The 26,265-nt window shown below is 57.8% G+C and carries 21 protein-coding genes; 13 read left to right on the forward strand and 8 right to left on the reverse strand.

The genetic code is table 11. From position 1 onward, the window contains the following. Positions 1 to 9 precede the first annotated feature (9 nt). On the forward strand, positions 10 to 630 hold the full coding sequence (locus QZ268_RS06025) for an RNA-binding protein (RefSeq protein ID WP_295449566.1): 621 nt from the start codon (positions 10 to 12) through the stop codon (positions 628 to 630). A gap of 8 nt (positions 631 to 638) precedes the next feature. After that, the gene (infB, locus tag QZ268_RS06030; protein WP_295449569.1) at positions 639 to 3,146 is read left to right on the forward strand and encodes a translation initiation factor IF-2; all 2,508 of its coding nucleotides are present in this window, start codon (positions 639 to 641) and stop codon (positions 3,144 to 3,146) included. A gap of 598 nt (positions 3,147 to 3,744) precedes the next feature. Here the strand turns inward: infB and mutT are convergent. Genes mutT through QZ268_RS06045 form a run of 3 tightly spaced genes read right to left on the reverse strand, consistent with a single transcriptional unit; the run spans position 3,745 to position 6,220 of the window. After that, positions 3,745 to 4,143 carry an 8-oxo-dGTP diphosphatase MutT gene (mutT, locus tag QZ268_RS06035; protein ID WP_295449572.1) on the reverse strand — a complete coding sequence of 133 codons (399 nt, stop codon included), beginning with the start codon at positions 4,141 to 4,143 and terminating at the stop codon, positions 3,745 to 3,747. Next, positions 4,140 to 5,366 carry a bifunctional glutamate N-acetyltransferase/amino-acid acetyltransferase ArgJ gene (argJ, locus tag QZ268_RS06040; protein WP_295449575.1) on the reverse strand — a complete coding sequence of 409 codons (1,227 nt, stop codon included), beginning with the start codon at positions 5,364 to 5,366 and terminating at the stop codon, positions 4,140 to 4,142. Before argJ ends, mutT begins: the two co-directional genes overlap by 4 nt. A gap of 2 nt (positions 5,367 to 5,368) precedes the next feature. After that, a complete protein-coding gene (locus QZ268_RS06045) occupies positions 5,369 to 6,220 on the reverse strand; it encodes a peptidylprolyl isomerase (RefSeq protein WP_295449579.1) in 852 nt (283 codons plus the stop codon). Between the two features lie 179 nt (positions 6,221 to 6,399). Between QZ268_RS06045 and secA the strand changes: the two genes are divergently transcribed. From secA to QZ268_RS06060, 3 genes are all read left to right on the forward strand, one after another. Beyond that, the gene (gene secA / locus QZ268_RS06050) at positions 6,400 to 9,105 is read left to right on the forward strand and encodes a preprotein translocase subunit SecA (protein WP_295449582.1); all 2,706 of its coding nucleotides are present in this window, start codon (positions 6,400 to 6,402) and stop codon (positions 9,103 to 9,105) included. Positions 9,106 to 9,354: 249 nt separating this feature from the next. Then, positions 9,355 to 10,320 (forward strand): hypothetical protein, encoded by a 966-nt coding sequence (locus QZ268_RS06055; protein ID WP_295449585.1) that lies wholly within the window; start codon positions 9,355 to 9,357, stop codon positions 10,318 to 10,320. A gap of 24 nt (positions 10,321 to 10,344) precedes the next feature. Continuing rightward, the gene (locus tag QZ268_RS06060; protein ID WP_295449587.1) at positions 10,345 to 11,901 is read left to right on the forward strand and encodes a phosphate ABC transporter substrate-binding/OmpA family protein; all 1,557 of its coding nucleotides are present in this window, start codon (positions 10,345 to 10,347) and stop codon (positions 11,899 to 11,901) included. A gap of 155 nt (positions 11,902 to 12,056) precedes the next feature. Here the strand turns inward: QZ268_RS06060 and radC are convergent, their stop codons facing one another. From radC to dnaK, 3 genes are all read right to left on the reverse strand, one after another. Then, positions 12,057 to 12,839 (reverse strand): DNA repair protein RadC, encoded by a 783-nt coding sequence (radC, locus tag QZ268_RS06065; protein ID WP_295449590.1) that lies wholly within the window; start codon positions 12,837 to 12,839, stop codon positions 12,057 to 12,059. A gap of 134 nt (positions 12,840 to 12,973) precedes the next feature. Continuing rightward, positions 12,974 to 14,140, reverse strand: a complete 1,167-nt coding sequence (gene dnaJ / locus QZ268_RS06070) for a molecular chaperone DnaJ (RefSeq protein WP_295449593.1) — start codon at positions 14,138 to 14,140, stop codon at positions 12,974 to 12,976. Positions 14,141 to 14,218: 78 nt separating this feature from the next. Beyond that, entirely contained in the window at positions 14,219 to 16,138 is a 1,920-nt protein-coding gene (gene dnaK / locus QZ268_RS06075) for a molecular chaperone DnaK (protein WP_295449596.1), read from the reverse strand. Positions 16,139 to 16,348: 210 nt separating this feature from the next. On the opposite strand from dnaK, the gene QZ268_RS06080 reads away from it, so the two are divergent. After that, a complete protein-coding gene (locus tag QZ268_RS06080; RefSeq protein WP_295449599.1) occupies positions 16,349 to 16,951 on the forward strand; it encodes an alpha-ketoglutarate-dependent dioxygenase AlkB in 603 nt (200 codons plus the stop codon). Here the strand turns inward: QZ268_RS06080 and QZ268_RS06085 are convergent. Both QZ268_RS06085 and QZ268_RS06090 read right to left on the reverse strand, forming a co-directional pair. After that, positions 16,948 to 17,559 carry an SH3 domain-containing protein gene (locus QZ268_RS06085; RefSeq protein ID WP_295449603.1) on the reverse strand — a complete coding sequence of 204 codons (612 nt, stop codon included), beginning with the start codon at positions 17,557 to 17,559 and terminating at the stop codon, positions 16,948 to 16,950. The two genes, QZ268_RS06080 and QZ268_RS06085, sit on opposite strands and share 4 nt — an antisense overlap. Beyond that, positions 17,556 to 18,377: an ABC transporter permease gene (locus QZ268_RS06090; protein WP_295449606.1), complete on the reverse strand. Its 822-nt coding sequence runs from the start codon at positions 18,375 to 18,377 to the stop codon at positions 17,556 to 17,558. The genes QZ268_RS06085 and QZ268_RS06090 overlap by 4 nt, the downstream gene beginning before the upstream one ends. Before the next feature lie 134 nt (positions 18,378 to 18,511). Here QZ268_RS06090 and cysQ point away from each other — a divergent pair, with 134 nt between their 5' ends. The 7 genes from cysQ to QZ268_RS06125 all read left to right on the forward strand — a co-directional run bounded on the left by cysQ (position 18,512) and on the right by QZ268_RS06125 (position 26,263). Next, a complete protein-coding gene (cysQ, locus tag QZ268_RS06095; RefSeq protein ID WP_295449609.1) occupies positions 18,512 to 19,309 on the forward strand; it encodes a 3'(2'),5'-bisphosphate nucleotidase CysQ in 798 nt (265 codons plus the stop codon). Then, on the forward strand, positions 19,309 to 20,109 hold the full coding sequence (locus tag QZ268_RS06100) for a manno-octulosonate cytidylyltransferase (RefSeq protein ID WP_295449613.1): 801 nt from the start codon (positions 19,309 to 19,311) through the stop codon (positions 20,107 to 20,109). Before cysQ ends, QZ268_RS06100 begins: the two co-directional genes overlap by 1 nt. 242 nt (positions 20,110 to 20,351) lie before the next feature. Next, positions 20,352 to 21,254: a UTP--glucose-1-phosphate uridylyltransferase gene (locus QZ268_RS06105; protein WP_295449616.1), complete on the forward strand. Its 903-nt coding sequence runs from the start codon at positions 20,352 to 20,354 to the stop codon at positions 21,252 to 21,254. Between the two features lie 65 nt (positions 21,255 to 21,319). After that, a complete protein-coding gene (gene galE, locus QZ268_RS06110) occupies positions 21,320 to 22,303 on the forward strand; it encodes a UDP-glucose 4-epimerase GalE (protein ID WP_295449619.1) in 984 nt (327 codons plus the stop codon). A gap of 1 nt (position 22,304) precedes the next feature. Continuing rightward, positions 22,305 to 23,345, forward strand: coding sequence for a glycosyltransferase family 2 protein (locus QZ268_RS06115; RefSeq protein WP_295449622.1), 1,041 nt, complete (start codon positions 22,305 to 22,307; stop codon positions 23,343 to 23,345). 231 nt (positions 23,346 to 23,576) lie between these two features. Further along, positions 23,577 to 24,563 carry a glycosyltransferase family 2 protein gene (locus QZ268_RS06120; RefSeq protein ID WP_295449625.1) on the forward strand — a complete coding sequence of 329 codons (987 nt, stop codon included), beginning with the start codon at positions 23,577 to 23,579 and terminating at the stop codon, positions 24,561 to 24,563. After that, entirely contained in the window at positions 24,560 to 26,263 is a 1,704-nt protein-coding gene (locus QZ268_RS06125) for a beta-1,6-N-acetylglucosaminyltransferase (RefSeq protein WP_295449628.1), read from the forward strand. The genes QZ268_RS06120 and QZ268_RS06125 overlap by 4 nt, the downstream gene beginning before the upstream one ends. Positions 26,264 to 26,265 lie beyond the last annotated feature (2 nt).

Raw genomic sequence — 26,265 nt, forward strand, 5'->3', positions numbered from 1 at the left:
AGAGACAGCATGGGTCGCGCAGGCGCCAGTAAAAATCACGACGATGGTCCGGAACGCAAATGTATTGCGACCGGTGAGACTCAGCCAAAGCAGGGTCTGATTCGGTTTGTGATGGGGCCTGAGTCTCAGGTGGTGCCCGATGTCTTTGGCAAGCTGCCGGGACGTGGGGTTTATGTGACAGCCAGTCGCGAAGCACTGGATTTGGCGGTAAAGAAGAAACTCTTTGCTCGTGGATTCAAGGCTCCGGTGACGCTGCCGGATAGTCTGGCAGATGAGGTGGAGCGCCAGACGCTACGCCGGTTGGTTGATCTGCTGAGCCTGGCGCGTAAATCTGGCCAGGCTGTTGGTGGATATGAAAAAGTCAAGGATTGGCTAGGTAAAGAGCATGCCACAGTTCTGATTCAGGCAAGTGATGGATCAGGGCGCGGCAAATCGAAATTGAGTACCCCGCATCGGGGAAGTTTCATTGGATGTCTCACTGCGGATGAGCTGGGGATGGCATTTGGGCGTCAAACTATGATACATGCGGCGCTCGCCTCTGGTGGACTCAGCAAACGTGTTGTAGACGAGGCGCAACGGTTGCAGGGTTTGCGTGAAATGGTGGGCGGCAGCGGCCGCACAGAAGGATAAAGAGCTTTATGAGCGATAGTGACGGCAAAAAGACCTTGGGTCTGCGTGGCGGCGGTTCCCGGCCTGGGAATGTAAAACAGAGCTTTAGCCACGGGCGGACCAAGAATGTCGTGGTGGAAACCAAACGCAAACGCGTTGTGGTGCCCAAGCCGGGTGGCAACAAGGGCGGCAATGCCGCGCCTGCAACCGACGGTTCGCGTCGGCCTGCCGGGATTACCGATGCAGAGATGAGCCGCCGCCTGAAGGCGTTGCAGGCTGCAAAGGCCCGCGAAGTTGAAGACGCGGCCAAGCGCGAAGCGGAAGAAAAAGCCCGCGAAGAAGAACGCGCCCGTCGCCGTGCCGAGGCTGAGGCCAAGGAACGCGAACAGCGCGAAGCGGAAGAAAAGGCCCGTCAAAAGGCCGAAGAAGAAGAGCGCAAAAAGCGCGAGGCCGCAGAAGCTGCAAAACGCTCTGCCGAGCCCGCAGCCAAGACCGCAGCCCCTGCGGCTGGGGCTGGCGCCGCCGCGCCACGCAACAACCCTGCCTCAAAGCCAGCGCCTGCGCAGACACCGCGCAAATCTGATCGTGAACGTGAAGAGCGTGGACGCAGCGCCAAGGCGCGCACTGGCGACGACAACCGTCGTTCCGGCAAGCTGACACTGGGTCAGGCCACAGGGGGTGCGGGCAACCGTCACCGGTCCATGGCCTCGATGAAGCGTAAGCAAGAGCGCGCCCGTCAAAAAGCCATGGGTGGCACGGTCGAGCGCGAAAAGGTTCTGCGCGAAGTGCAGCTGCCCGAGGCGATCCTGGTTTCTGAGCTGGCAAACCGGATGTCAGAACGTGTTGGTGCGGTTGTGAAATCGCTGATGCAGATGGGTATGATGGTCACACAGAACCAGACCATCGACGCCGATACAGCGGAATTGATCATCGAAGAATTCGGCCACAAGGTTGTCCGCGTTTCGGCGTCTGACGTCGAAGATGTGATCAACGAAGTGAAAGATAAAGAAGAAGATCTGAAGTCGCGTCCTCCTGTGATCACCATCATGGGTCACGTTGACCACGGTAAAACCTCGATCCTAGACGCCATCCGCAACGCCCGCGTTGTGGCCGGTGAGGCCGGTGGCATCACCCAGCACATCGGTGCCTATCAGGTCACCACCGAAAGCGGCACCGTGCTGAGCTTCCTTGATACGCCGGGTCACGCTGCCTTTACCTCGATGCGGTCGCGCGGTGCGCAGGTTACGGATATCGTGGTTCTGGTTGTGGCTGCAGATGACGCGGTGATGCCGCAAACCATCGAAGCTATTGCGCATGCCAAGGCAGCCGAAGTGCCGATGATTGTTGCGATCAACAAATGTGATAAGCCCGCTGCGGATCCGATGAAGGTGCGCACAGACTTGTTGCAGCACGAAGTCATCGTTGAAGCCATGTCCGGTGATGTTCAGGACGTTGAGGTGTCTGCCCATACGGGACAGGGCCTGGATCAACTGCTGGAAGCCATCGCGCTGCAGTCCGAAATTCTGGAACTGAAAGCCAACCCCGATCGTGCCGCCCAGGGTGCCGTGATCGAGGCTCAGCTGGATGTGGGCCGCGGCCCCGTCGCCACTGTTCTGGTTCAGAACGGTACTCTGCGCCAGGGTGATATCTTTGTTGTGGGTGAGCAATACGGTAAGGTCCGTGCTCTGATCAACGACAAGGGTGAGCGGGTGCAGGAAGCCGGTCCTTCGGTTCCTGTCGAGGTTCTGGGTCTCAATGGGACACCCGAAGCGGGTGACGTGTTGAACGTGACCGACACCGAGGCACAGGCCCGTGAGATCGCTGAATACCGCGCCCAGGCTGCAAAGGACCAGCGCGCTGCTGCTGGTGCTGCGACAACCCTGGAACAGTTGATGCAGAAGGCCAAGGACGACGAAACCGTCTCTGAGCTGCCCATTCTGGTGAAAGCTGACGTGCAGGGCTCTGCCGAAGCCATCGTTCAGGCGATGGACAAGATCGGCAACGAGGAAGTTCGCGTACGGGTTCTGCACTCTGGCGTTGGCGCCATCACCGAGACAGATATCGCCCTGGCCGAAGCCTCCGGCGCCCCTGTCATGGGCTTTAACGTTCGGGCCAATACCTCGGCGCGGAACACTGCCAACCAAAAAGGCGTTGAGATCCGCTATTATTCGGTGATCTACGATCTGGTCGACGACGTGAAAAAGGCCGCTTCTGGACTGCTCAGCGCCGAGATCAAAGAGACCTTTATTGGTTACGCGCAGATCAAGGATGTCTTTAAGGTCTCCAACGTTGGCAAGGTCGCCGGCTGTCTGGTTACCGAAGGCGTTGCCCGCCGGTCTGCTGGTGTGCGTCTGCTGCGTGACAACGTGGTTATCCACGAAGGCACCCTGAAGACCCTGAAGCGTTTCAAGGACGAGGTTGCCGAAGTGCAGTCTGGTCAGGAATGCGGCATGGCCTTTGAGAACTACGAAGATATCCGCGCTGATGACGTTATCGAGATCTTTGAGCGTCAAGAAGTTGAGCGTAACCTCGACTAATCGCTTTGATTGATCCCTGATCAGTTAAGACACAGAAAGCCCTGGCAGTTCAGCCGGGGCTTTTTCTTTTGCAGACTGGTTTTTGTCTGCCTTCGTTTTTGTGGATGTCGGTGCGCCCGTGCAACCAGGTCAAAACGCAGATGGGGCAGCCAATGGCTGCCCCGGTTCTGTGAGTGAGTGGTGGTCTTTCGAGAGCAGCGCGATAAGTTGTGATCCTTGAGGATCTTATAGCTGCACTGCACGATAGGTACTGCCTGTATGAACCTGCCGAGGATCTCTTGTTGGCGTCCTGGGGAGAACATAGAGCCGTTTTGAGATCCTCTGGTCGTCTGTGTTGACCCTGAATAAACGCTATTTTGAGTGGGTTTGTTAATGTTCTGCCCAATTTCTGACAAAATAGTTAACAAAAGGTTTCTGGTGATTCGCGGTGCGAATCATTTTTAGAAAATTCCAGGCATTTGACGGTTATTTTCTGGTCGCTAGGCATGAAGGCCCACATGATGGCCCTGTTTAGTGCAAAACAGGCTGCATGGAGCGCATAAACAGGGCCGCACGCGATGATGCAGAGGCCCTGTTTGCTTTGGGTTCTAGCGCCGGTCTACAGCCAGTCGCGCAAAATGGGGATCAGCGGGATGTCTGCGGCAGGCATGGGGTAGCTGCGCAACTCCTGCGGACGGACCCATTTGAGGGTTTGCCCCTCGCGGGCCTGAGGAATGCCGTCCCACTTGCGACAGGCAAATAGCGGCATCAGCAGGTGAAAGGTTTCATAGCTGTGGCTGGCAAAGGTCAGCGGTGCCAGGCAGGAAGACCAGGTGTCGATGCCCAGTTCCTCCTGTAATTCGCGTATCAGGGCTGCTTCGGGTGTTTCACCGGTTTCGATCTTACCGCCGGGAAATTCCCACAGACCAGCCATGGATTTGCCTTCAGGGCGCTGCGCAAGCAGCACTCGCCCCTCAATATCAATCAGCGCGACAGCGGACACCAGAACGGTTTTCATGATCGGTAATCCGCATTGATGGTGATGTATTGATGGGTCAAATCGCAGGTCCAGACAGTGCAGGTTCCATCCCCCAGGCCCAGGTCCACCTTGATGGTGATCTCATCGCGGGTCATCTGGGCAGCGCCGTCTTCTTCGCGGTAATTGGGGGAAACCCAGCCCTTTTCGGCCACCAGAACATCACCAAAGGAGATCGACAGCAGGTCTCTGTCAGCTTCGGCCCCGGATTTGCCAATAGCCATCACCACCCGACCCCAATTGGGATCTTCGCCGGCAATTGCGGTTTTCACCAGCGGTGAGTTGGCAATGGAGAGCCCGTGGATCTTTGCCTCGGCATCTGACACTGCACCGGTTATCTGGATCTCGACAAATTTTGTCGCGCCCTCGCCGTCGCGCACCACCTGGTGCGACAGGTCCAGCATCACGGCTTCCAGCGCCTGGGAAAATTCAGCACTGTCAGAGACATCAACCCCGGAAGCACCGGTAGCACAGAGCATCAGACTGTCCGAGGTGGAGGTGTCACTGTCCACAGTGATGCAGTTGAAACTGCGGTCACAAAGACGGCTGAGCTCGGCCTGTAGGGCGGCTTGCGGCAGCTGTGCATCGGTGAAGATATAAACCAGCATGGTGGCCATATCCGGTGCGATCATACCGGAGCCTTTGGCGATACCGGCAATCGATACGGTTTCACCACCAATGGTCACCTCGGCCGAGGCCCCCTTTGCAAAGGTGTCGGTGGTCATGATCGCCTCTGCAGCGGCTTCCAGCGCCGTCGCGTCCAGGCCATCGTTCAGATCTTTGATCTGGGCGATGATGCGGTCATGGGGCAGGGGCTCGCCAATGACACCGGTGGAGGCGGTAAAGATACGCGCCTCGGGCAGGCCGGTGATGTCAGCCACTGCGGCACAGATCTCTGCCACCGAGGTTTGGCCATAATGGCCGGTAAAGGCGTTGGAATTGCCAGAGTTTACCAGAATGGCAGCTCCGGCAGAACTGTCACCGCCAAGTTTTGCCTGACAATCGCGTACCGGCGCCGAACGGGTTTTGGATCGGGTGAAGGTGCCGGCAACCGTGGTGCCGGGATCCATCACCGCCAGCATCACATCGTTGCGGCCCTGGTATTTCACCCCGGCGGCCCCGGCGCAAAGACGCAGGCCTTTAATCACGGGCAGTTGCGGAAAGGAAGAGGGCGCCAAAGGCGAACGGGGGAGGCTATCGCCCATAATTAGTTCCTTACCAGGCTCAGATCGCGCAAAATCGCGGGGTCGAGATCGTCAATTTCAGGACGTTCTATGATTGCTGCAGCGGTCAGATCGCTGACGCGGGCCTCGACAGCGGCACTCTGCAGTTCTTGTTGAAGCGCTTCGCGGACCTCTTCAAAGGCGGGGGCAGCGGTCTTGCGCCGCTCTTTGAGCAGGATCAGGTGCCAGCCAAACTGGGTCTCTACGGGATCAGAGATTTCCCCGGCCCGCAGCTCCAGCACGGCCTGTTCGAATTCGGGCACCATGCGTCCCTTGGTAAACCAACCCAGATCGCCGCCATTGGGGCCAGAGGGCCCGGTCGAGCGTTCTTTTGCCATGATCGAAAAATCGGCTCCGGTATCCAGCTCGGATTTGATCTCTAGCGCGTCTTCCTGGGTTTCAACCAGAATATGCGCGGCGTTGAATTCGTCACCGCCGTCGCCATCCGAGTATCTATCCTCATAGGCCTGACGCAGAGCCTCTTCATTGCTTGCGGAGTTCATCACGGTTTCGATGACATTGGCGGCCAGCAGGGCGCGTTGTTCGTTCTCAACCGCCAGCTGTACATAATGGGGCACACCGCCGTGCAGCTCCTGCTTTAGCGCGGTTTGCTGCACCAGCTGATCAAGGATGGCATTGTACAGCACATCATCCGGCAATTGCTTGTACTGCTCTGGCAGACTGTCGCGGGCCATGATCATGTGACCCAGCGTGATCTCTTCGCCGTTGACGGTTGCAATCACGGTATTGGCATGTGGCGCGGCCAATGCAGGCAGGGGCAGGGCCATAAATAGAGCCACTGCTGTACCTTGCAAAAAAGTGAGACCTTTACGCATTGAATTCTTCCTATTCCCGGGCCGCAAAGGGGCGCGGCGTTGACACTTATTTTCCTGCCCCTTACATCCCAAAAGAGGCCCGGGGCCGGACCGTCGTTTCCACTATTGTTTATGGGTTGCGACCACGACGGGCAAGCCTGCCTGACATCAGGGCCACCAAGAGGATCGTTGGAGAACACATGCTGGGTATCGGAACACTCGCCAAAAAGGTTTTCGGGACACCGAATGACCGTAAAATCAAGGCGACACGGCCATTGGTTGCTCAAATCAATGCGCTGGAAGACACGTTCGAGAAACTCAGCGACGAGGGTCTCAAAGACAAAACCGTTGAGCTGCGCAAGCGGGCTCTGGAGGGCGAGTCACTGGATGCGCTGTTGCCAGAGGCCTTTGCCAATGCGCGCGAAGGTGCACGCCGGGCTCTGGGCTTGCGGGCCTTTGATACCCAGCTGATGGGCGGGATCTTCCTGCATCAGGGGAACATCTCCGAGATGAAGACCGGCGAGGGGAAAACCCTTGTGGCGACCCTCCCGGCCTATCTGAATGCGCTGACCGGACGTGGCGTGCATGTGGTGACGGTGAACGAATATCTGGCCAAACGTGACTCCGAATGGATGAGCAAGGTCTTTGATGCGCTTGGCATGACAACTGGTGTGATCTGGTCGGGGCAGCCTGATGAAGAAAAGATGGCGGCCTATGGTTGCGATGTCACCTATGCCACCAATAACGAACTTGGCTTTGACTATCTGCGCGACAACATGAAGCCCAGCCTGGATCAAGTTTTCCAAAAGCAGCACAACTTTGCCATCGTGGATGAGGTCGACTCGATCCTGATCGACGAAGCGCGGACACCGCTGATTATCTCTGGCCCGGCAGAAGATCGTTCGGAGCTCTATATTACCATCGACAAGATGATCCCTCTTTTGTCGGAAGAACACTACGAAATTGATGAAAAAACCCGTGGTGTAACCTTCACCGAGGAAGGCAATGACTTTCTCGAACAGACCCTGCGCGAGCACGGCCTGCTGGAGGCAGAAGCCTCATTGTATGACCCTGAAAGCACCACCGTGGTGCACCATGTGAATTCGGCTCTGCGGGCACATAAGTTGTTCCAGCGGGACAAGGATTACATCGTGCGCGATGGCGAGGTGGTGCTGATTGATGAATTCACCGGACGGATGATGGCGGGGCGCCGTCTTTCTGAGGGGCTGCATCAGGCGATTGAGGCCAAGGAAGAGGTCAATATCCAGCCGGAGAACACCACGCTGGCCTCTGTCACTTTCCAGAACTACTTCCGCCTTTATGACAAGCTGTCCGGCATGACCGGCACAGCCCTGACCGAAGCCGAGGAATTTGCTGAAATCTACGGTCTGGGCGTGGTTGAAGTGCCGACAAACAAACCCATCGCACGGGTGGACGAGGACGACCGGGTCTACCGCACGGCGGCTGAAAAGTTCCAGGCCATGGTGGATGAGACAAAGACCGCCCATGCCAAAGGCCAGCCGGTGTTGTTGGGGACCACCTCAATCGAGAAGTCCGAACTGCTGAGCATGATGCTGCAGAAAGAGGGCATCAAACATAACGTGCTGAACGCCCGTCACCACGAGCAGGAAGCCCAGATCGTTGCGGATGCGGGTCGGCTCAACGCGGTAACCATCGCCACCAATATGGCGGGCCGGGGGACTGATATTCAGCTGGGCGGCAATGTCGATATGATCGTGATGGCGGCGCTTGAGGCCAACCCAGATGCGGATCCTGTTGCTCTGCGGGCCGAGGAAGAAGCCAAGCACGCCGAAGAAAAGAAAAAGGTTCTGGAGGCGGGTGGCCTGTGTGTGATGGCCTCTGAACGTCACGAAAGCCGCCGGATCGACAATCAGCTGCGCGGCCGTTCTGGTCGCCAGGGGGATCCGGGGCGCACCTGTTTCTATCTCAGTCTCGAAGACGATCTGATGCGGATCTTTGGCTCTGAGCGGCTGGATAAGGTTCTGTCGAGCCTTGGCATGAAGGAAGGCGAAGCGATCATTCACCCCTGGGTGAACAAATCGCTGGAACGCGCCCAGGCCAAGGTCGAAGGTCGTAACTTTGACATGCGTAAGAACGTGCTCAAATTTGACGATGTGATGAATGACCAGCGTAAGGTGATCTTTGGTCAGCGTCGTGAAATCATGGCAGCCGAAGACCTGTCTGAAATCGTCGGCGATATGCGCCATGAAGTGATCGAAGAGTTGATCGACACCTATATGCCGCCCAAAACCTATGCCGAGCAGTGGGACATTGAAGGCCTACATGCCGCCGTTTTGGAAAAGTTGAGCATGGATGCGCCGGTAGCTGACTGGGCCGCCGAAGAGGGCGTCGACGATGAGCAGATGTCGGAACGCCTGGCCGAAGCCGCTGACCAGATGATGCAGGAAAAGACCACAGCCTTTGGTCCGGAAAGCATGCGCAACATCGAAAAACAGGTGCTGCTGCAGACCATTGATGCCAAATGGCGTGAACATCTGTTGACGCTGGAACATTTGCGCTCGGTCGTGAGCTTCCGCGGCTACGCACAGCGTGATCCGCTGAACGAGTATAAAAACGAGAGCTTCCAGCTGTTTGAAACCATGCTCGATTCCCTGCGCGAAGATGTGACCCAGCAGCTGAGCCGGGTGCGTCCAATGACCGATGAAGAGCAGCAGAAGATGTTGGCTGAAATGGCCGCACGTCAGGCTGCCATGCAGCAAATGGCGTTGGGTGGGGCTGCTGCAACACCAGAAGCCAACCCAGAGGATGCGGCGCCCGGATTTGTTGAGGATGATCCCTCAACCTGGGGCAACCCGTCGCGCAATGACAAATGTCCCTGCGGATCGGGTAAAAAGTTCAAACATTGCCACGGACGTCTGACCTGACCCTGGGCCCGTTGGGATACATCATAAACTAATCATAAATAGCCCCGGCCTTTGGTCGGGGTTAATTCTTTTTGGCTAGCTCTTATCCCGAGTTCACCAAAACTGCGTGGCAGATCGCTGCGCCCTATTTGGTCAAACTGAGGATAAATGCCCAAATCATATCAACGGGTGGCCATAAACCGGCCTCCTTTTGCGGGTCAGATCTAAAGGCCCGAATTAGGTTTATTGATCGGGCGTTGGAGAGTTGAAATGCTGAACAAACGCATACTTCTGATCAGCGCGGCCACGGCGGCCTGTGCCTTGGGGATTGGCTTCTTTATGCAGCCTTCCACCGTTGCGCCTGCGGGTTCGGGCGGCGATTCTGATCTGGCTGGACAGCAGTTGCCGCAGGAACCGGCGTTGGCCAAACCGATTTCCATCGAAAAAATTACCCTGACATCTGCGAACCCTGATCTTGCGGATGAAGATGAAACCGCTGCTTCGGAACGACCGACAGGGGGCCGTCAGCTGCCGGTTGCAGCCTGCGGTGTGACAGCCGGTGCTACCGCTCTTCCTGGCGCCTTGGTGGCGCTGAAAATCGCCGCGACTTGCCGGGGAAATGAACGGATTACCCTGCACCATCATGGCATGATGGTCACAGAAACACTTGGACCGGACGGGCAGCTGGATCTGGTGATCCCAGCGCTGTCCAGCATGGCCACCTTTATTGTTGAGCCTGCCAGTCTTGCGACGGATACCGACCCGGCGCCTTTGGGTGCGGTTGTGCAGGTGGCGGTGCCGGATATGGCAGAGGTCGACCGGGTTGTGGTGCAATGGAGTGGCAACAGTGGGTTCGAAATACATGCCCGCGAATTCGGGGCGCAATACGGCGAAAACGGTCATGTCTGGCATGGGGCTGACCCCAATCAGGCCTCCGCTGGCAAGATGGTTCAGCTAGGCGATGCCGCTCAACTGGTGCCGCGCCTGGCAGAGATTTATAGCTTTCAAAGAGATACGGGCGAGCCCGCCGCACAAGCGGGTGTCATCGAAATCAGTATCGAGGCAGAGATCACCGAAATAAATTGTGGCCGCGAAATCGCAGCGCAGAGCCTGCGGGTTGTCGCCGGACGGGTTCAAACGCGGGATCTGGTTCTCAACATGCCAGATTGCACGGCAACTGGTGATTTTCTGGTGTTGAATAATCTGGTAGAAAACCTGAAAATCGCTGCAAGATAATCTGCAGCTAATTCAGGACTTCACATGGTCAATTTTCGTGCGGCGGTTTGCGCCGCACTTCTCCTTTTTGTCACTGCGCTCAGTGGACGGGCGCAGGATGTCACCCTGTCGTCCCCCGATGGCGTGGTTGAGATCAGCGGCAATCTTTTGGGATTCGATGGAGAATTCTATCGGGTCGAAACCAAGTTTGGAGAGTTGACGCTTGATGGATCAGGGGTCAGTTGCGAAGGGCCAGGCTGTCCCAGCCTGTCGGACTTTGTCGCCGAGGTTACCCTGTCCGGTTCAGCGCAGATGGCAGAGGTTCTTTTGCCGGCCTTGATCGAAGGTTTTGCCCTGCGCAATGGCTATAAAACCCAACGCGAATCCCTGCCTGACGGCAATTTCGAATATCTTTTGGTCCAGCGTGAGGGGCGCCCTGTGGCGCGGTTTTCCTTTCTGGTCAGCACCACCGATGTGGGTTTTGCCGATTTGATCGCACAGCAGGCCGATATCGTGATGGCCCTGCGTGAAATGCGCCCCACGGAACAAACACTGGCCCGTGCCGCTGGGCTGGGGGATATGACGGTGGCTCAGCGTAGCCGGATTGTGGCGCTGGATGCCATGGTACCGGTGGTCTCGCCCGAGAACCCGGTCACGCGGATATCGATCCCGGATCTGGCGGCAGTGTTTTCCGGTGCAATCACCAATTGGCAGACGCTGGGTGGACCGGATGCGCCGATTTCCGTGCATATGCCCCTGGCGAACTCTGGATTGACCCAGGGCTTTGCAGATCGGGTTTTGGCCGCGTCAGGGGTGCAGCTGACGCAGGATCTGCGGTATCACGAGCGCGGGGCGGCCCTGGTGCGGAGGGTTGCGACCGATCCCTTTGCAATTGGCATCAGCAGTTTTTCCAACGTCGGCTCTACCCGGATGTTGACCCTGACGGGGGGCTGCGGGTTTTCGCTTCGGGCCAATCGGCGTGGGATTAAAACCGAAGACTACCCGCTGACGGCGCCGATGTTTTTATATCTGCCGCAACGCCGTCTGGCCAAGGTCGCGCGAGACTTTCTTGCCTATGTGCGTGGTCCAGGGGCGCAGATCGTGATCAGACGGGCCGGATTTGTCGATCAGGCGCCTGAGCATATTTCGATGAACGCCCAAGGGGATCGGTTGAGCAATGCAATTTTGGCGGCCGGCCCCGAGGTGGAACTGGCAGAATTGCAACGGCTGGTGCGCAGATTGACCGGGTTTCGCCGTCTGACCACCTCATTTCGCTTTGAGGCAGGCTCCGCCCGCCCGGATGCGCAGTCTCGCAGCAACGTGGAACAATTGGCCCGGGCGCTGGAAACCGGGCTTTACGACGGTAAGGTGCTCAATTTTGTAGGGTTCTCCGATGGAGATGGGGCGGCAGCCGGCAACCGGAGTATTGCGTTGAAGCGGGCGGAGAGCGTGCGTGATGCAGTGCTGGCCACGGCGGAGCCAGGCAGCGTCGCGCGGGTTTCGGTGCAGGTGGATGCCTTTGGGGAGGCGCTGCCCATGGCCTGCGATGACAGTGGCTGGGGCCGCCAGGTCAACCGCCGGGTCGAGGTCTGGGTGCAATAACCCAAGGCCCGCTTGCCCTGTTGCCAAGCCGCTTTGTTGCGCCGCCAAAGGGGGGGGGGCTCCCGCAGCTTTTGGCCTCATCACAGATGAGACAAAGCGCTTTGGGCCCGGCGCCGCTGACGCGGCGCAGTTGGCGCCCCTGGCCACCGTGGCGGTTACAACAACAGACCTTCTGCACGGAAACTGAGTTCAGCATTACTGCCAATGATCAGATGGTCATGCAGGGTGATCCCCAGCGGAGTGAGCGCCTGATTGATTCGCTCGGTCATGTCGATGTCACTGGCAGAGGGCGTCGGATCGCCAGAAGGATGGTTGTGCACTAAAATGAGCGCGCTGGCGTTCAGGTCCAGCGCCCGCTTGGCCACCTCACGGGGGTAGACCGGCACATGATCAACGGTGCCGCGGGCCTGTTCCTCATCCGCGATCAGACAGTTTTTGCGATCCAGAAACAGCACCCGGAAGTGTTCCGTACTGCGGTGGGCCATGGCGGTGTGGCAATAGTCCAGCAAAGCGTCCCAGCTGGAAATCACCTGCCGCTGCATCACCCGGGCGCGGGCCATACGCTGAGCGGCGGCCTCCAGCACCTTGAGGTCAGTGATCAGTGCCTCGCCGACACCTTTGACCTGGGCCAGCCGTTCCGGCCGGGCGCTGACAACGCGGGCGAAGTCGCCAAACTGTTTCAGTAGTTGATGCGCCAGCGGTTTCACATCCTGGCGCGGCAGGGCGCGAAACAGAACCAGCTCTAGCAGCTCATAGTCCGGCATCGCAGCAGCCCCGCCTTCGCGGAACCGTTGCCGCAGGCGTATGCGGTGGTCCTTAATGTAAGAGGGCAAGCGCCCGGCCTTGAGCGGCGCTGGAGCCGGGGGCTCCTGTGTCGTCAGAGCCTCGTTTGCGAACAGCGGTAGGGTGCCAGTGCTGCCTGCCTTGCCATGTGCCATCTGGAGCCCTCTGCTGCTGGTCTGGAGCGGGGTCAAGGCTAGGCGGTGAAAGGCAGGCCGCAAAAGAAAAGCGCCCCCAAAGGAGCGCTTTTAATGGTGATGTTTTGGTTTTGAGGGGGTGAGCGAGGCTCACATCACCCTTTCATACCGTCCCAGAAGCCCTTGACCGAGGAAAAGAAGCTGCGGGATTCGGGGTTGGTGGTGTCTTCCGACAGGTCCTCGAATTCGCGCAGGATTTCCTTTTGCCGGGCGGTCAGGCTGACGGGTGTTTCCACCGCCAGTTCGATGAACATGTCGCCAACGCCGCCGCCACGCAGGGCGGGCATGCCCTTGCTGCGCAGACGCATCTGGCGGCCAGACTGGCTGCCCTCGGGGATCTGCACGCGGCCCCGGCCACCGTCGATGGTGGGCACCTCGATGGCGCCCCCAAGCGCGGCCTTGGCCATGGAGACGGGCACCCGGCAATAGAGATTGTTGCCGTCGCGTTCGAACAGATCATGGGCGGAGACATCGACAAAGATGTAAAGATCACCCGGAGGACCACCACGCAGGCCAGCCTCGCCTTCACCAGCCAGGCGAATGCGGGTGCCGGTTTCCACTCCCGCGGGGATATTCACCGACAGGGAGCGGTCCTTTTCAATCCGGCCATGACCGTGGCAGGTTTTACACGGGTTCTTGATGATCTGACCCAGACCGGAACAGGTCGGGCAGCTGCGTTCCACGGTAAAGAAACCCTGTTGCGCGCGCACTTTGCCCATACCGGAACAGGTTGGGCAGGTGGTGGGTTCTACGCCACCTTCGGCACCGGAGCCGTCACACGAGGTACAAGAGACCGACGTGGGTACCTTGATGGTCTTGTGCAGCCCAGAGAAGGCCTCTTCCAGAGAGACGCGCAGGTTATAGCGCAGATCAGCCCCACGAGAGGCGCGCTGACGCCCGCCGCCGGCCTGACCACGGCCGCCCATGAAGTCCCCAAACAGATCGTCAAAGACATCGGAGAAGGCCGAGGAGAAGTCCCCGTTGCCGCCACCGGGTCCACCAGGGCCACGACCACCGCCGCCGCCGCCCATGCCGTTTTCAAAGGCAGCATGACCAAAGCGGTCATAGGCGGCCTTCTTCTCGGCGTTTTTCAGGACGTCATAGGCCTCGTTAGCCTCTTTGAACTGTGCTTCTGCATCCGGGTTATCGCTGTTGCTGTCCGGGTGCAGCTCTTTGGCCTTCTTGCGAAAGCCTTTTTTGATTTCATCAGCGCTGGCGCCTTTGGCCACACCGAGAATATCGTAATAATCGCGTTTCGACATCGGTTTACCCCTGCTGCCTCAACGACAACGAGCCGGTCCGTGGTCGGACCGGCCCGTTGCGGCCAAGTAGTTCAGACCTTAGCGCTTGTCGCCGTCCAGATCTTCGAATTCGGCGTCGACAATGTCGTCGTCACCGGGAGCGGCACTGTCGTCAGCGGCAGAAGGCTCATCGCCCGCGTCTTCCTGAGCAGCCTTGTAGATGGCTTCGCCCAGACGCATGGAGGCCTCGGTGACGTTCTGGACGCCTGCCTTGATCTTTTCGGCGCTGGCGTCGTCTCCTTCCAGATCATCCCGCAGCGCGGCCAGAGCCAGCTCGATGGCTTCGACAGTGGAGGGATCCACTTTGTCGCCATGCTCTTCGACGTGCTTTTCGGTCGAGTGGATCAGGCTTTCGGCCTGGTTCCGCGCTTCGATCAGCTCGCGACGCTCTTTGTCCGCCTCGGCGTTGTCTTCCGCGTCCTTGACCATCTGGTCGATGTCGGCATCGGACAGACCACCAGAAGCCTGGATGGTGATAACCTGCTCTTTGCCGGTGCCTTTGTCTTTGGCCGAAACCGAAACGATGCCGTTGGCGTCGATGTCAAAGGTTACTTCGATCTGTGGCAGGCCACGGGGCGCTGGTGGGATCTCTTCGAGGTTGAATTGACCCAGCATCTTGTTGTCCGCCGCCATTTCGCGCTCACCCTGGAAAACCCGGATGGTCACAGCCGACTGGTTGTCTTCGGCGGTCGAGAAGACCTGAGACTTTTTGGTCGGGATGGTGGTGTTGCGGTCGATCAGGCGGGTGAATACACCGCCCAGGGTTTCGATACCCAGCGACAGAGGCGTCACGTCGAGCAGAACAACGTCTTTGACATCGCCCTGCAGAACGCCGGCCTGAATGGCGGCACCCATGGCAACCACTTCGTCAGGGTTCACACCTTTGTGGGGCTCTTTGCCAAAGAATTTTGTGACCTCTTCGATCACTTTTGGCATCCGGGTCATACCACCAACCAGAACAACTTCGTCGATGTCAGAGGCCGACAGGCCAGCGTCTTTCAGAGCGGCAGCGCAGGGCTTCATCGAGGCTTTGATCAGGTCGTTGACCAGCGATTCCAGCTTGGCACGGGTCAGTTTCATAACCATGTGCAGCGGCTGACCCGAGGAGGGATCCATCGAGATGAATGGCTGGTTGATTTCTGTCTGGCTGGAAGACGACAGTTCGATCTTGGCTTTTTCAGCGGCTTCTTTCAGACGCTGCAGGGCCATTTTGTCTTTGGTCAGATCAACGCCGTGTTCTTTTTTGAACTCACCCGCCAGGTAGTTGACGATGCGCATGTCAAAGTCTTCACCGCCGAGGAAGGTGTCGCCGTTGGTCGATTTCACTTCGAACAAGCCGTCGTCGATTTCCAGGATGGTCACGTCGAAGGTACCACCACCAAGGTCATAAACCGCGATGGTCTGGGTTTCTTCCTTGTCGAGACCATAGGCCAGCGCGGCGGCTGTTGGCTCGTTGATGATGCGCAGCACTTCGAGGCCAGCAATTTTGCCGGCGTCTTTGGTGGCCTGACGCTGGGCGTCGTTGAAATAGGCAGGAACCGTGATCACCGCCTGGGTTACGTCTTCGCCCAGGTAGGATTCTGCGGTTTCTTTCATCTTGCCGAGGATGAAGGCGGAGATCTGCGAAGGAGAGTATTTCTCATCCTTGGCTTTGACCCATGCATCGCCATTGCCACCGCTGATCAATTCAAACGGCAGGTTCTTTTTGTCTTTTGCGAGGTCTGCATCGTCAAACCGGCGACCGATCAGGCGCTTGACGCCAAAGACGGTGTTGTCCGGGTTGGTGACGGCCTGGCGTTTGGCGGCCTGACCAACCAGACGCTCGTCGTCGGTGAAGGCAACGATCGATGGTGTGGTGCGTGCGCCTTCGGCGTTTTCAATAACGCGCGGCTGCGAGCCATCCATGATAGCAATACAAGAGTTGGTGGTTCCGAGGTCAATCCCGATAACTTTGCTCATTTTGATCCCTTTACTTACTAAGGCGATTACCCGCGGCCTGAACCCGTTGTGGCATCCAGGCCCCGATTTTGTTGCAGCGGGGTCTGCACCTCACTGCGTCACGGCGTATATAGGGAGCAGAAATTGACCCTGCAAGCGCCAGAACGCACCGAGAAATGCGATTCAGTGCGCTTTTTTGCATGTGATGTAGTTAAGAATGGAATAATCGGCATGAGCTTGTTGCGATTGCGTGGGTTTGAAATCCACAAGGGCTATCTGGATCTCGCCTCTCAGCGCGCCCTGATTGAGGTCCTGCGCCCGATTTTACGGACTGCCCCGCTGTTCTCTCCTACCGCGCCGGGGGGAAGAAAATTGTCGGTGCGTATGACATCGGCAGGGAAATTCGGCTGGATTGCGGATGAGACCGGCTATCGCTACGTCGAAAATCACCCCAAGGGCATGGGCTGGCCTGCGATCCCTGACAGGCTGCTGGAGCTTTGGCATGGGGTTACGGGTTTGCAGCGGCAACCGGAGTCCTGTCTGCTGAATTATTTTGGCCCGGATGCCAAGATGGGGCTGCACCAGGACAAGGATGAGGCGGATTTTTCTTTTCCCGTGGTGTCGGTCAGCCTGGGGGACGATGGGCTGTTTCGGATGGGTGACACCCGGCGCGGCGGCAAAACGGATAGTATCTGGCTCAATTCTGGCGATGTGGTGGTGATGGGTGGCGCGGCGCGGCTTGCCTATCACGGGGTGGACCGGATCCGGTTCCAATCATCGCGACTGCTGCCCAAGGGCGGGCGCATAAACCTGACCCTGCGGGTGGTGACCTAGTTAGAAGTTAGCGAGCAACAGCCCGAGTACTGAACCCATTCACCATTCTGGTTGATCAAGAAATCGGCCGTCAGGCCAAACACCCTGTCCGACATCCCGTCTGAACAGACCTGACGTGAGATTACGTAGTGACCGGAAAGCGACTGCCCAGTGAAGCTGCCGCTTTCGCGCGTTTGATTGTTGCGCGAGCGACGCTCGATCAGCGGAACCGTCTCTTCTGGGCCTCCGAGCAGCGAAAAGGTCAGCGTTCGGCCTTGATATTGCGAGAGGGCACGGGCTGACCAGAACGGTTCGGTGCCAAAACAGCTGGGGCCGTGATTGTTTGGTTGTGAAGCGGTGAGAAAACGCATGGAGACCCAGCCTGAGGTTTCACCAACATTCACCAGCCCCCAGTTTCCGGTCTCATCTTGGGTTATGACCTCGATTTGATCTTCAGCGGGAGCGAAGAAGCCAATGATCTGCGATTTTGCGGATGCAGTTGAGCGTATGTTCAAAACGTCATTCTCAGACACATCGACGACGTGAAACAGCGCCGGGAGATCTTGCGCTGCGACGGGAAAAGTCAGGCAGGTCAATCCAAAGAGGACGGCAGCCAGACTTTGCCTCATCGCCGCGCACTCCAGCTGATCGAGACATGCCGACGGGTATAGAACTCTCCCATCAGGCCAATCACCACCAGGATCAGCGCCACCCAGGCGGCGTATTCCCAGTTGCTGTAATGGGGGTTGTAGTTGATAAAAACAAAGCCCCGCGCCTGATCAATACAGTGAAACAGCGGGTTCCAGTCAAACATCGCCAACATGAAACTGGGCAGGGTATTGGCCAGGAACATCTTGCCCGAAGCGATCATATTGGCACGTTGATAGATGGTGGTCATGATGCCCACTACGCCAGGCGCCCAGGGTTTCAGTACCAGAAACACCAAGCCAACAGCGGCCCCGGTGACCCAGGACAGCAGGATCATGCCGTAGGCCTGAATGGGCTGTTCGATCTCCAGCGGGGTAAAGGCCACATGGTAGACAAACAGGATCAGAAACAGCGACACCGTCTGGATGTAAAGCGAGCCAAGCGCTGCCGAGAGAATCGCCACCATTGTATTCATTGGTGCGTGTTGCATCATCGGGCTGGCAGGGCCTTCGGCGCCGGCAACGGCACCAACGGTTTTGGTATGGGTCAGGAACAGAAAGATACCCGACATCACATAGAGCAGGAAGTCGCCCCGAATAGCAGACCCGCGCATCCCCAGCACCGAGAACATAAAGTAGAAGACAGCGACAAACATCACCGCCTGCATAATATTCATTCCCAAGGCGATGAGCGCATTATTGTGTTTTGAACGGACACTGCGCACGACAGAATGAAACACCACCTCAAAGAGTGAGATGGCGCTGAAAATTCCTGTCGTTTTTGGACGGATCTGAAACATTTTGCCTGCGATCTGTATGGGGGCCAAAAAAGCTGACCGATATTCCAAGGGACTTCTTGATGATCCACCTGCGAGTCAGCATAAGGGGGCGGAGGCAAATTTTCAATTAACCCTTTCGAGCAAGGAGCGCGTGTGTGACCTACGAAGAGCTTATTCCAGTGATCCGCCGCCTGGCGATCGAAGCCGGCAACAAGATCATGGAAATCTACAACTCCGATGAGTTCGAGGTGAAGGTAAAGTCTGATGACAGCCCGGTAACGGCTGCGGATGAGGCTGCGGATGCTCTGATCTCTGCGGGGCTGCGCGGTGCATTTCCTGACGTGATGCTGGTCACCGAAGAGCAATCCGAATCGCACAAGGCACGCGGTGATACCTTCCTGATCGTGGATCCCCTGGACGGAACCAAAGAATTCATTCACCGGCGCGGCGATTTCACCGTGAATATCGCTCTGGTTGAGAAGGGCATGCCCACCCGCGGTGTGGTCTATGCTCCCGCCAAGAACCGCATGTTCTTTACTCTGGCGGATGGGTCCGCTGTGGAAGAAACTGGCGCCTTTGATCCGGCTGTGATGGGCGAGACGCGCCCCATCCGGGTTGCCAAAAGCGACAATGCAGCGCTGATGGTTGTGGCCTCCAAATCACACCGGGACCAAGCGACCGAGGACTACATCAATAAATACGCCGTCAAGGACAGCAAAAGCGCAGGTTCTTCGTTGAAATTCTGTCTGGTGGCTACTGGCGAGGCGGACATCTACCCCCGCGTTGGTCGCACTATGGAATGGGACACCGCAGCCGGCCATGCGGTGCTGTCTGGGGCCGGTGGCAAAGTGGTCCGCTTCGACGATCATTCGCCGTTGCTCTATGGCAAGGAAGACTATGCCAACCCCTTCTTTATTGCCCATGCACCTGATGTTGAGTTGAAAGAAGCTTAATGTCTGTTCTGATCGTTATTCCCGCCCGCTATGCCTCCAGCCGTTACCCCGGCAAACCGCTTGTCGAACTGACCGGCGCCAATGGAGATAAGCACACCTTGATTGAACGCTCCTGGCGCGCGGCCTGTGCCGTGCAGGGGGTTGATCGGGTGGTTGTGGCGACTGATGATGATCGTATCCAGACAGCAGCCCGAGGGTTTGGCGCCGAAGTTGTGATGACCTCGCAGAGTTGTGCCAACGGCACCGAACGCTGTGCCGAGGCCCATGCGGCGCTGGGCGGCGGCTATGAGGTGGTGGTGAACCTGCAGGGAGACGCGCCTTTGACGCCCCATTGGTTCATCGAGGATCTGGTGGCGGGGCTGCGTGCCGCCCCCGACATGGGGCTGGCAACACCGGTGCTGCAATGCGATGGAGAGACGCTCAACAGTCTGCTGGCCGATCGCGCAGCGGGGCGCGTTGGCGGCACCACAGCGGTTTTTGGCCGCGATCACAGCGGGCTCTATTTCTCCAAAGAGGTTATTCCCTTCTGCGCCGAGCACTTTGAGGGCGCGGCGCCAACGCCTGTTTATCATCATGTTGGGGTGTATGCTTATCGACCTGATGCGCTGGCTGACTACCCAAGCTGGCCAGTTGGTCCGCTGGAGCAGCTAGAGGGCTTGGAGCAACTGCGATTTCTGGAAAACAACCGCAAGATACTTTGCGTTCAGGTAGAGGCACGTGGCCGGGAATTCTGGGAGCTGAATAACCCCGAAGATGTGGCGCGTATTGAGGCAATGATGGTGAAAATGGGCAATAATTAAGCAAATTCCCCTATGCGGCGCAGTCTTTATTCGACAGATCTCAGGTGCGGAGTTGAGCCACGTCATGAAAACTACCCAATTTGTAGTTATAATACTCCGTGTGGGAGCATCGCTATTTGATGCATTTGGGTCGGCTGCGCCCATGCCTGCCCCTAAAGGGGTGACTGGCTAACGAACTAAAAGTCCAGGTGACTGCCTTTTGCAGACAAGTTCGCCTTAGACGTAGATGAGTGAGAAATTTGATGCGTAAAAAAGTGACAAAAGCGATATTCCCGGTTGCGGGTCTTGGCACCCGGTTCCTGCCCGCCACCAAATCGGTGCCCAAGGAAATCATGACCCTGGTGGATCGCCCCCTGGTGCAATACGCCATCGACGAGGCCCGCGCGGCAGGCATCAAGGAGTTCATCTTTGTCACCTCCCGCGGTAAGGGCGCTCTGGAGGATTACTTTGATCACGCCCCGGTGCTGGAACAGGAGCTGCGCAAAAAAGGCAAGGATGATCTGCTGGAGATCCTCAAGAACACCTGTATGGACAGCGGCGCCATTGCCTATCTGCGCCAGCACAAGGCCCTGGGTCTGGGCCATGCGGTTTGGTGCGCCCGCCGTCTGATCGCCAATGAACCCTTCGCGGTGATCCTGCCCGATGATGTTATTGCCGCAGAAAAACCCTGCCTGCAGCAGATGGTCGATGCCTATGCGGACATTGGTGGCAATATGGTCGCCACCATGGAGGTTTCCCCCGCGCAGACCGCCTCTTATGGGGTTCTGGATCCCTGCGCCGGGGCCGAGACTTCCGGCGCGGTGGTTGCCGCCCGTGGCATGGTCGAAAAGCCCAAACCGGCCGAGGCGCCCTCGAACCTGGCGGTGATTGGCCGCTACATCCTGGCGCCTTCGGTGCTGCGCAATCTCAACAAGATGAAATCGGGCGCCGGCGGCGAGATCCAGCTCACCGATGCCATTGCCGAGGATATCGCCGCCCAGGTGCCGACCCATGGCTTCCGCTTTGAGGGCGAACGCTTTGACTGCGGTTCCAAGGCGGGTTTCTTGCAGGCAACGGTCTCATTTGCCCTGTCGCGCCCAGAGCTGCGGGACGATCTGATGCAGCACCTCCACAAGGTCACCCAGATGGACCAGGCCGCCGAGTAAATCGACCATGGCCCTGCCGGGTGGGGGGCTTTGACGTTTGGGACCTTTGAAAAGGCAATATTGACGTGAAGACTGTTCTTGTGACCGGCGGTGCCGGATATATCGGATCACATGCCTGCAAGGCGCTCAAGGCGGCGGGCTATAGCCCTGTGACCTTTGATAATCTTGTGACCGGCTGGAAGGATGCGGTGAAATTTGGCCCCTTTGAGCAGGGGGATTTACAGGATCGTGCTCGGCTGGATGAGGTCTTTGCCAAGTATAAGCCAGTGGCGGTTATGCACTTTGCGGCGCTGAGCCAGGTTGGCGAAGCGATGAGCGAGCCGGGGCGTTATTGGGCCAACAATACCGGCGGGTCGCTTAATCTGATTGAGGCCGCCGTGGCGGCGGGATGTCTGGACTTTGTGTTTTCCTCCACCTGCGCCACCTATGGAGAGCATGACAACGTGGTGCTCGACGAAAATACCCCACAGTTGCCGCTGAACGCCTATGGCGCCTCAAAGCGCGCGGTTGAGGATATTCTCAAGGATTTTGGCGCCGCCTATGGGCTGCGTTCGGTGATTTTCCGCTATTTCAACGTGGCAGGCGCGGACCCAGAAGCCGAAGTGGGCGAGTTCCACCGCCCCGAAACCCATCTGGTGCCACTGGTGCTGGATGCCATTGATGGCAAACGCGATGCCCTGACCATTTTCGGCACCGATTACGACACCCCCGATGGCACCTGCATTCGGGACTATGTGCATGTCTGTGATTTGGTGGATGCCCATGTTCTGGGTCTGAAATGGCTGGAAGCAGACAAGGGCAGCCAGGTGTTTAACCTGGGCACTGGCAGCGGGTTTTCGGTGCGCGAGGTCATGGACCGGGGCGCGGCTGTTACCGGGCGGCCGGTGCCCTGCAATACTGGCCCACGCCGGGCTGGAGATTGCACCAAGCTGGTTTCGGGGTCGACCCGCGCCATCACCGATCTGGGCTGGGAGCCAACGCGCTCTGACCTCGACACCATGATCGCTGATGCCTGGAAATGGCATCAGGCGGGTCATTACGAGGCCTGATGTGAAATCTACCGGTGCACCCGCTCTTTTGCCGCCGAACTGGCGACAACGGTATCGGTTGCGCCTGAAGCGGCGGCGGCTGTTGTGGCGGTCGCTGCGCGCGCGTCACCAGCTGCGCAAGCTGGCGGACCGCAGTGACCAGATTACCGAGGGCGATCTGCTGGCTTTTGTGGTGTTGCGCAATGAAAGCACGCGGCTGCCCTATTTTTTGGACTATTACCGCGCGCTTGGGGTGGCGCATTTTCTGGTGGTCGATAATGGCAGCACGGATGGCAGTGCAGACTATTTGAGAGATCAGCCAGATTTATCGCTGTGGCAATCGTCGGCGGGCTACAGAGAGGCGCGCTTTGGCCTGGACTGGAGCACCTGGCTGCAGATGCGCTATGGCCATGGTCACTGGTGCCTGACGGTCGATGCCGATGAGCTGCTGGTCTATGATGGCATAGAGCGACATGATCTGTGCGATTTGACCGCGCGCCTGGATCATCAGGGCCTGCCGGGGTTTGGTGCCATGATGCTGGACCTTTACCCCAAAGGCGCACTTGGCGATCAGCCCTATGCGGCGGGACAGGATCCGCTTGAGGTGCTGAACTGGTTTGATGCCGGCCCTTACCGGGCGATACGGCAACCGCCCATGGGCAATCTCTGGCTGCAGGGCGGCGCGCGTGAGCGGGTGTTTTTTGCCACCGAACCAGAGCGCTCCCCCACCTTGAACAAGATCCCGCTGGTGAAGTGGAACCGGCGCTATGCTTATGTGAATTCAACCCATTCGCTATTGCCCCCTGATTTGAACCGTCTATACGCCGGGCCGGGCGGCACAGAGCCCGCCGGGGTATTGCTGCACACCAAATTCCTGCCCGAGATTGTTTCCAAATCAGCAACCGAAAAGCAGCGCCAACAGCATTTTCACACCCCGCAGGCCTTTGATCATTACTATGACGACCTCAGCACGGCGCCTGATCTTTGGCAGGAGCATGCGCAGAAATATAAGGGGCCTGCGCAGCTTTGTGCATTAGGCTTGATGCCAGAACTGCGCTGGTAAAGACCTGAGCGGCGACAGGTGCCCGGGAAATTTAACGGTTTTCTGCCGCCAAGTTGGCCCATAACTGTTTCTAAATCCGTTGTTAGTAGTGTTTTTCCATGACATATTAACCGTTAAGGCAGGGATCAATTCACCGCCGAAATTGACACCTGAATTTAGCTGCGGCGTCTGCCACGGGGCATTCTGCAAAATGGGCATGGAGTTGTTGTGGGGCTTTGGGATTCTTACCGTATGCGCGTTCGGCGCAAGCGCTGGCTGGTCCGGGCCGTGCGCAAGTCGGGTGAGCTGACCTGTCTGCAGGACAATACCGGCACCATTCAACGTGACGATGTTTTGCTGGTCTCAACCATGCGCAATGAACAGATCCGGCTGCCTTACTTTCTCGAATATTATCGCAAACTGGGGGTGAATCACTTTCTCTTTGTCGACAACGGCTCGGATGATGACACCACGCAGTATCTGAGCGGCATGGGCGATGTATCCTTGTGGCAGACCCATGCCAGTTATCGGCGCTCCCATTTTGGGGTCGACTGGATGAATTATCTCAAGCGCAAATATGCCCATGGGCATTGGGTTCTGGTGGTCGACCCGGATGAGTTCTTTATCTACCCCTTCTGCGACACCCGCCCCATTCAGGCCCTCACGGATTGGTTGGACAATTCGGCAATCCGCAGCTTTTCAGCGATGCTGATTGATACCTATCCCAAGGGACGTTTGGGCGATGTGCCCTATCAGGCCGGTCAAAACCCGATGGAGATCGCCAATTGGTTCGACAGTGGAAATTACACCATCAGCAAGAACCTGATGTATGGCAATCTCTGGATCCAGGGCGGGCCGCGGGCGCGGGTGTTTTTTGCGGATGAACCAAAACGGGCGCCGGCGCTGAACAAGACGCCGCTGGTGAAATGGGATCGCCGCTATGCCTATGTCAGCTCAACCCATTCCTTGCTGCCGCGCGGGTTGAACCAGGTCTATGAAACAGACGGCGGTGAAAAGGCCAGTGGCGCGCTGCTGCATACCAAGTTTCTAGATACCCTGGGGGCCAAGGCGGCAGAGGAGCTGGCACGCAGCGAGCATTACGCCAATTCGCGCGAATACAAGGCCTATGCCGAAGGTCTGGAGCAGCAGCCCGAGCTTTGGTGCAAATGGAGCGAGAAATACATCAACTGGCGCCAGCTGGAGATCCTGGGGTTGATGTCCAAAGGGAACTGGGCATGAGCGCCGTTGGCATTGTCATGCTGGTGCATACCGCACTGGACCGTGCTGCTCAGGTGGCGCGCCATTGGACGGCCAGCGGCTGCCCTGTGGTGCTGCATGTGGACAAGAATGTTGATGGGGCCGTCTTTCGCAAATTTCGCCAAAGCCTGGCGCAGGATCCGCTGATCAATTTTTGCAAAAGGCATCGTTGCGAATGGGGCACCTGGGGCATTGTTGCCGCGTCGCAATCGGCCTCGGAGCTGATGCTGAAAGAGTTTCCAGCGGTGCGTCATGTCTATCTGTCCTCCGGATCCTGCCTGCCGCTGCGCCCGGTTGAGGAGCTGGTAGACTATCTTGCCGCCCGTCCGCGTACCGATTTTATCGAAAGCGCCACCACAGCGGATGTGCCCTGGATCGTTGGCGGGTTGGATTTTGAACGCTTTACCCTGCGCTTTCCCTTTTCCTGGAAAAAACACCGCTATCTGTTTGATCGCTATGTGGATCTGCAACGACGCCTCGGCATGCGCCGTCGCATTCCGGCGGGGCTGGTGCCGCATATGGGCAGCCAATGGTGGTGCCTGACGCGTCAAACCCTGTCAGCCATCCTGGAAGACCCCGAGCGGCCAACCTATGACGCCTATTTTCAAAAAGTCTGGATCCCGGACGAGAGCTATTATCAGACTTTGGCGCGGCAATACTCCACCAATATCGAAAGCCGCTCACTGACGCTGTCGAAGTTCGATTTTCAGGGCAAGCCGCATATCTTTTATGATGACCATTTGCAGCTGTTGCGACGCTCGGATTGTTTTGTTGCGCGCAAAATCTGGCCAAAAGCGGACCGGCTGTATCAGACATTTCTAACCGATAGCGCCGGGGCGATGAAGAAAACCGAACCCAACCCCGGAAAAATCGACCGCATTTTTGCCAAGGCGGTGGAGCGGCGGACCCGTGGCCGTCCGGGGCTTTATATGCAAAGCCGCTTTCCCGGGCGCTGGTCGGTCAATAGCGTCACTTCAAATCCCTATTCGGTGTTTCAGGGCTTTTCAGAGCTGTTTGAAGATTTTGAGAGCTGGTTGTCGCGGATCACCGGGGCAAGGGTGCATGGCCATCTCTTTGCCCCAGAGCGGGCCGAGCTGGCCGGGGGGGGCGCGATGATCAATGGCGCTTTGACCGACAATGCCAAAACCCGCGACTACAACGTGCAGAGCTTTTTGACCAATCTGATCTGGAACACCCGTGGCGAGCGTCAGTGTTTTCAGTTTGGTCCTGGGGACAACCAGAAGATCTGCAAGGTACTGGCGCGCGATCAAAATGCGCAGATCTCGGTCATTAGCGGTGCCTGGGCGATTCCACTGTTCCGCTCGAATCAGAATTTTACCGATCTGCGCCGCGAGGCCGCCCGGCTGCAGCAGCTTGAAGCCAAATATCTGAACCTGCTGCGTGATCAGGAAACCAAGGCACGGGTGCGGATCTGGACGATGGCCGAATTCATCGAGGCGCCGATGGAGCCTTTGCAAACCATTCTTGATGAACTGGGCCCGCAGTTGCCCCGGCATTTGAGCGAGGCCCCGACGATGGTCAACCTTGATGGTTTTGGTCAGTTCCTGCAAAATCTAAAGAACCAGGGGATGCACCCCTATCTGATGGGGGATTTCTCGGTGGAGCAAGGGCCGGTAAACATGCCAAAACCTCCCAGAAAACCCTATCTGGTGCGTAAATAGAA

The organism is uncultured Pseudophaeobacter sp., from assembly GCA_905479575.1.
Taxonomy (GTDB): domain Bacteria; phylum Pseudomonadota; class Alphaproteobacteria; order Rhodobacterales; family Rhodobacteraceae; genus Pseudophaeobacter.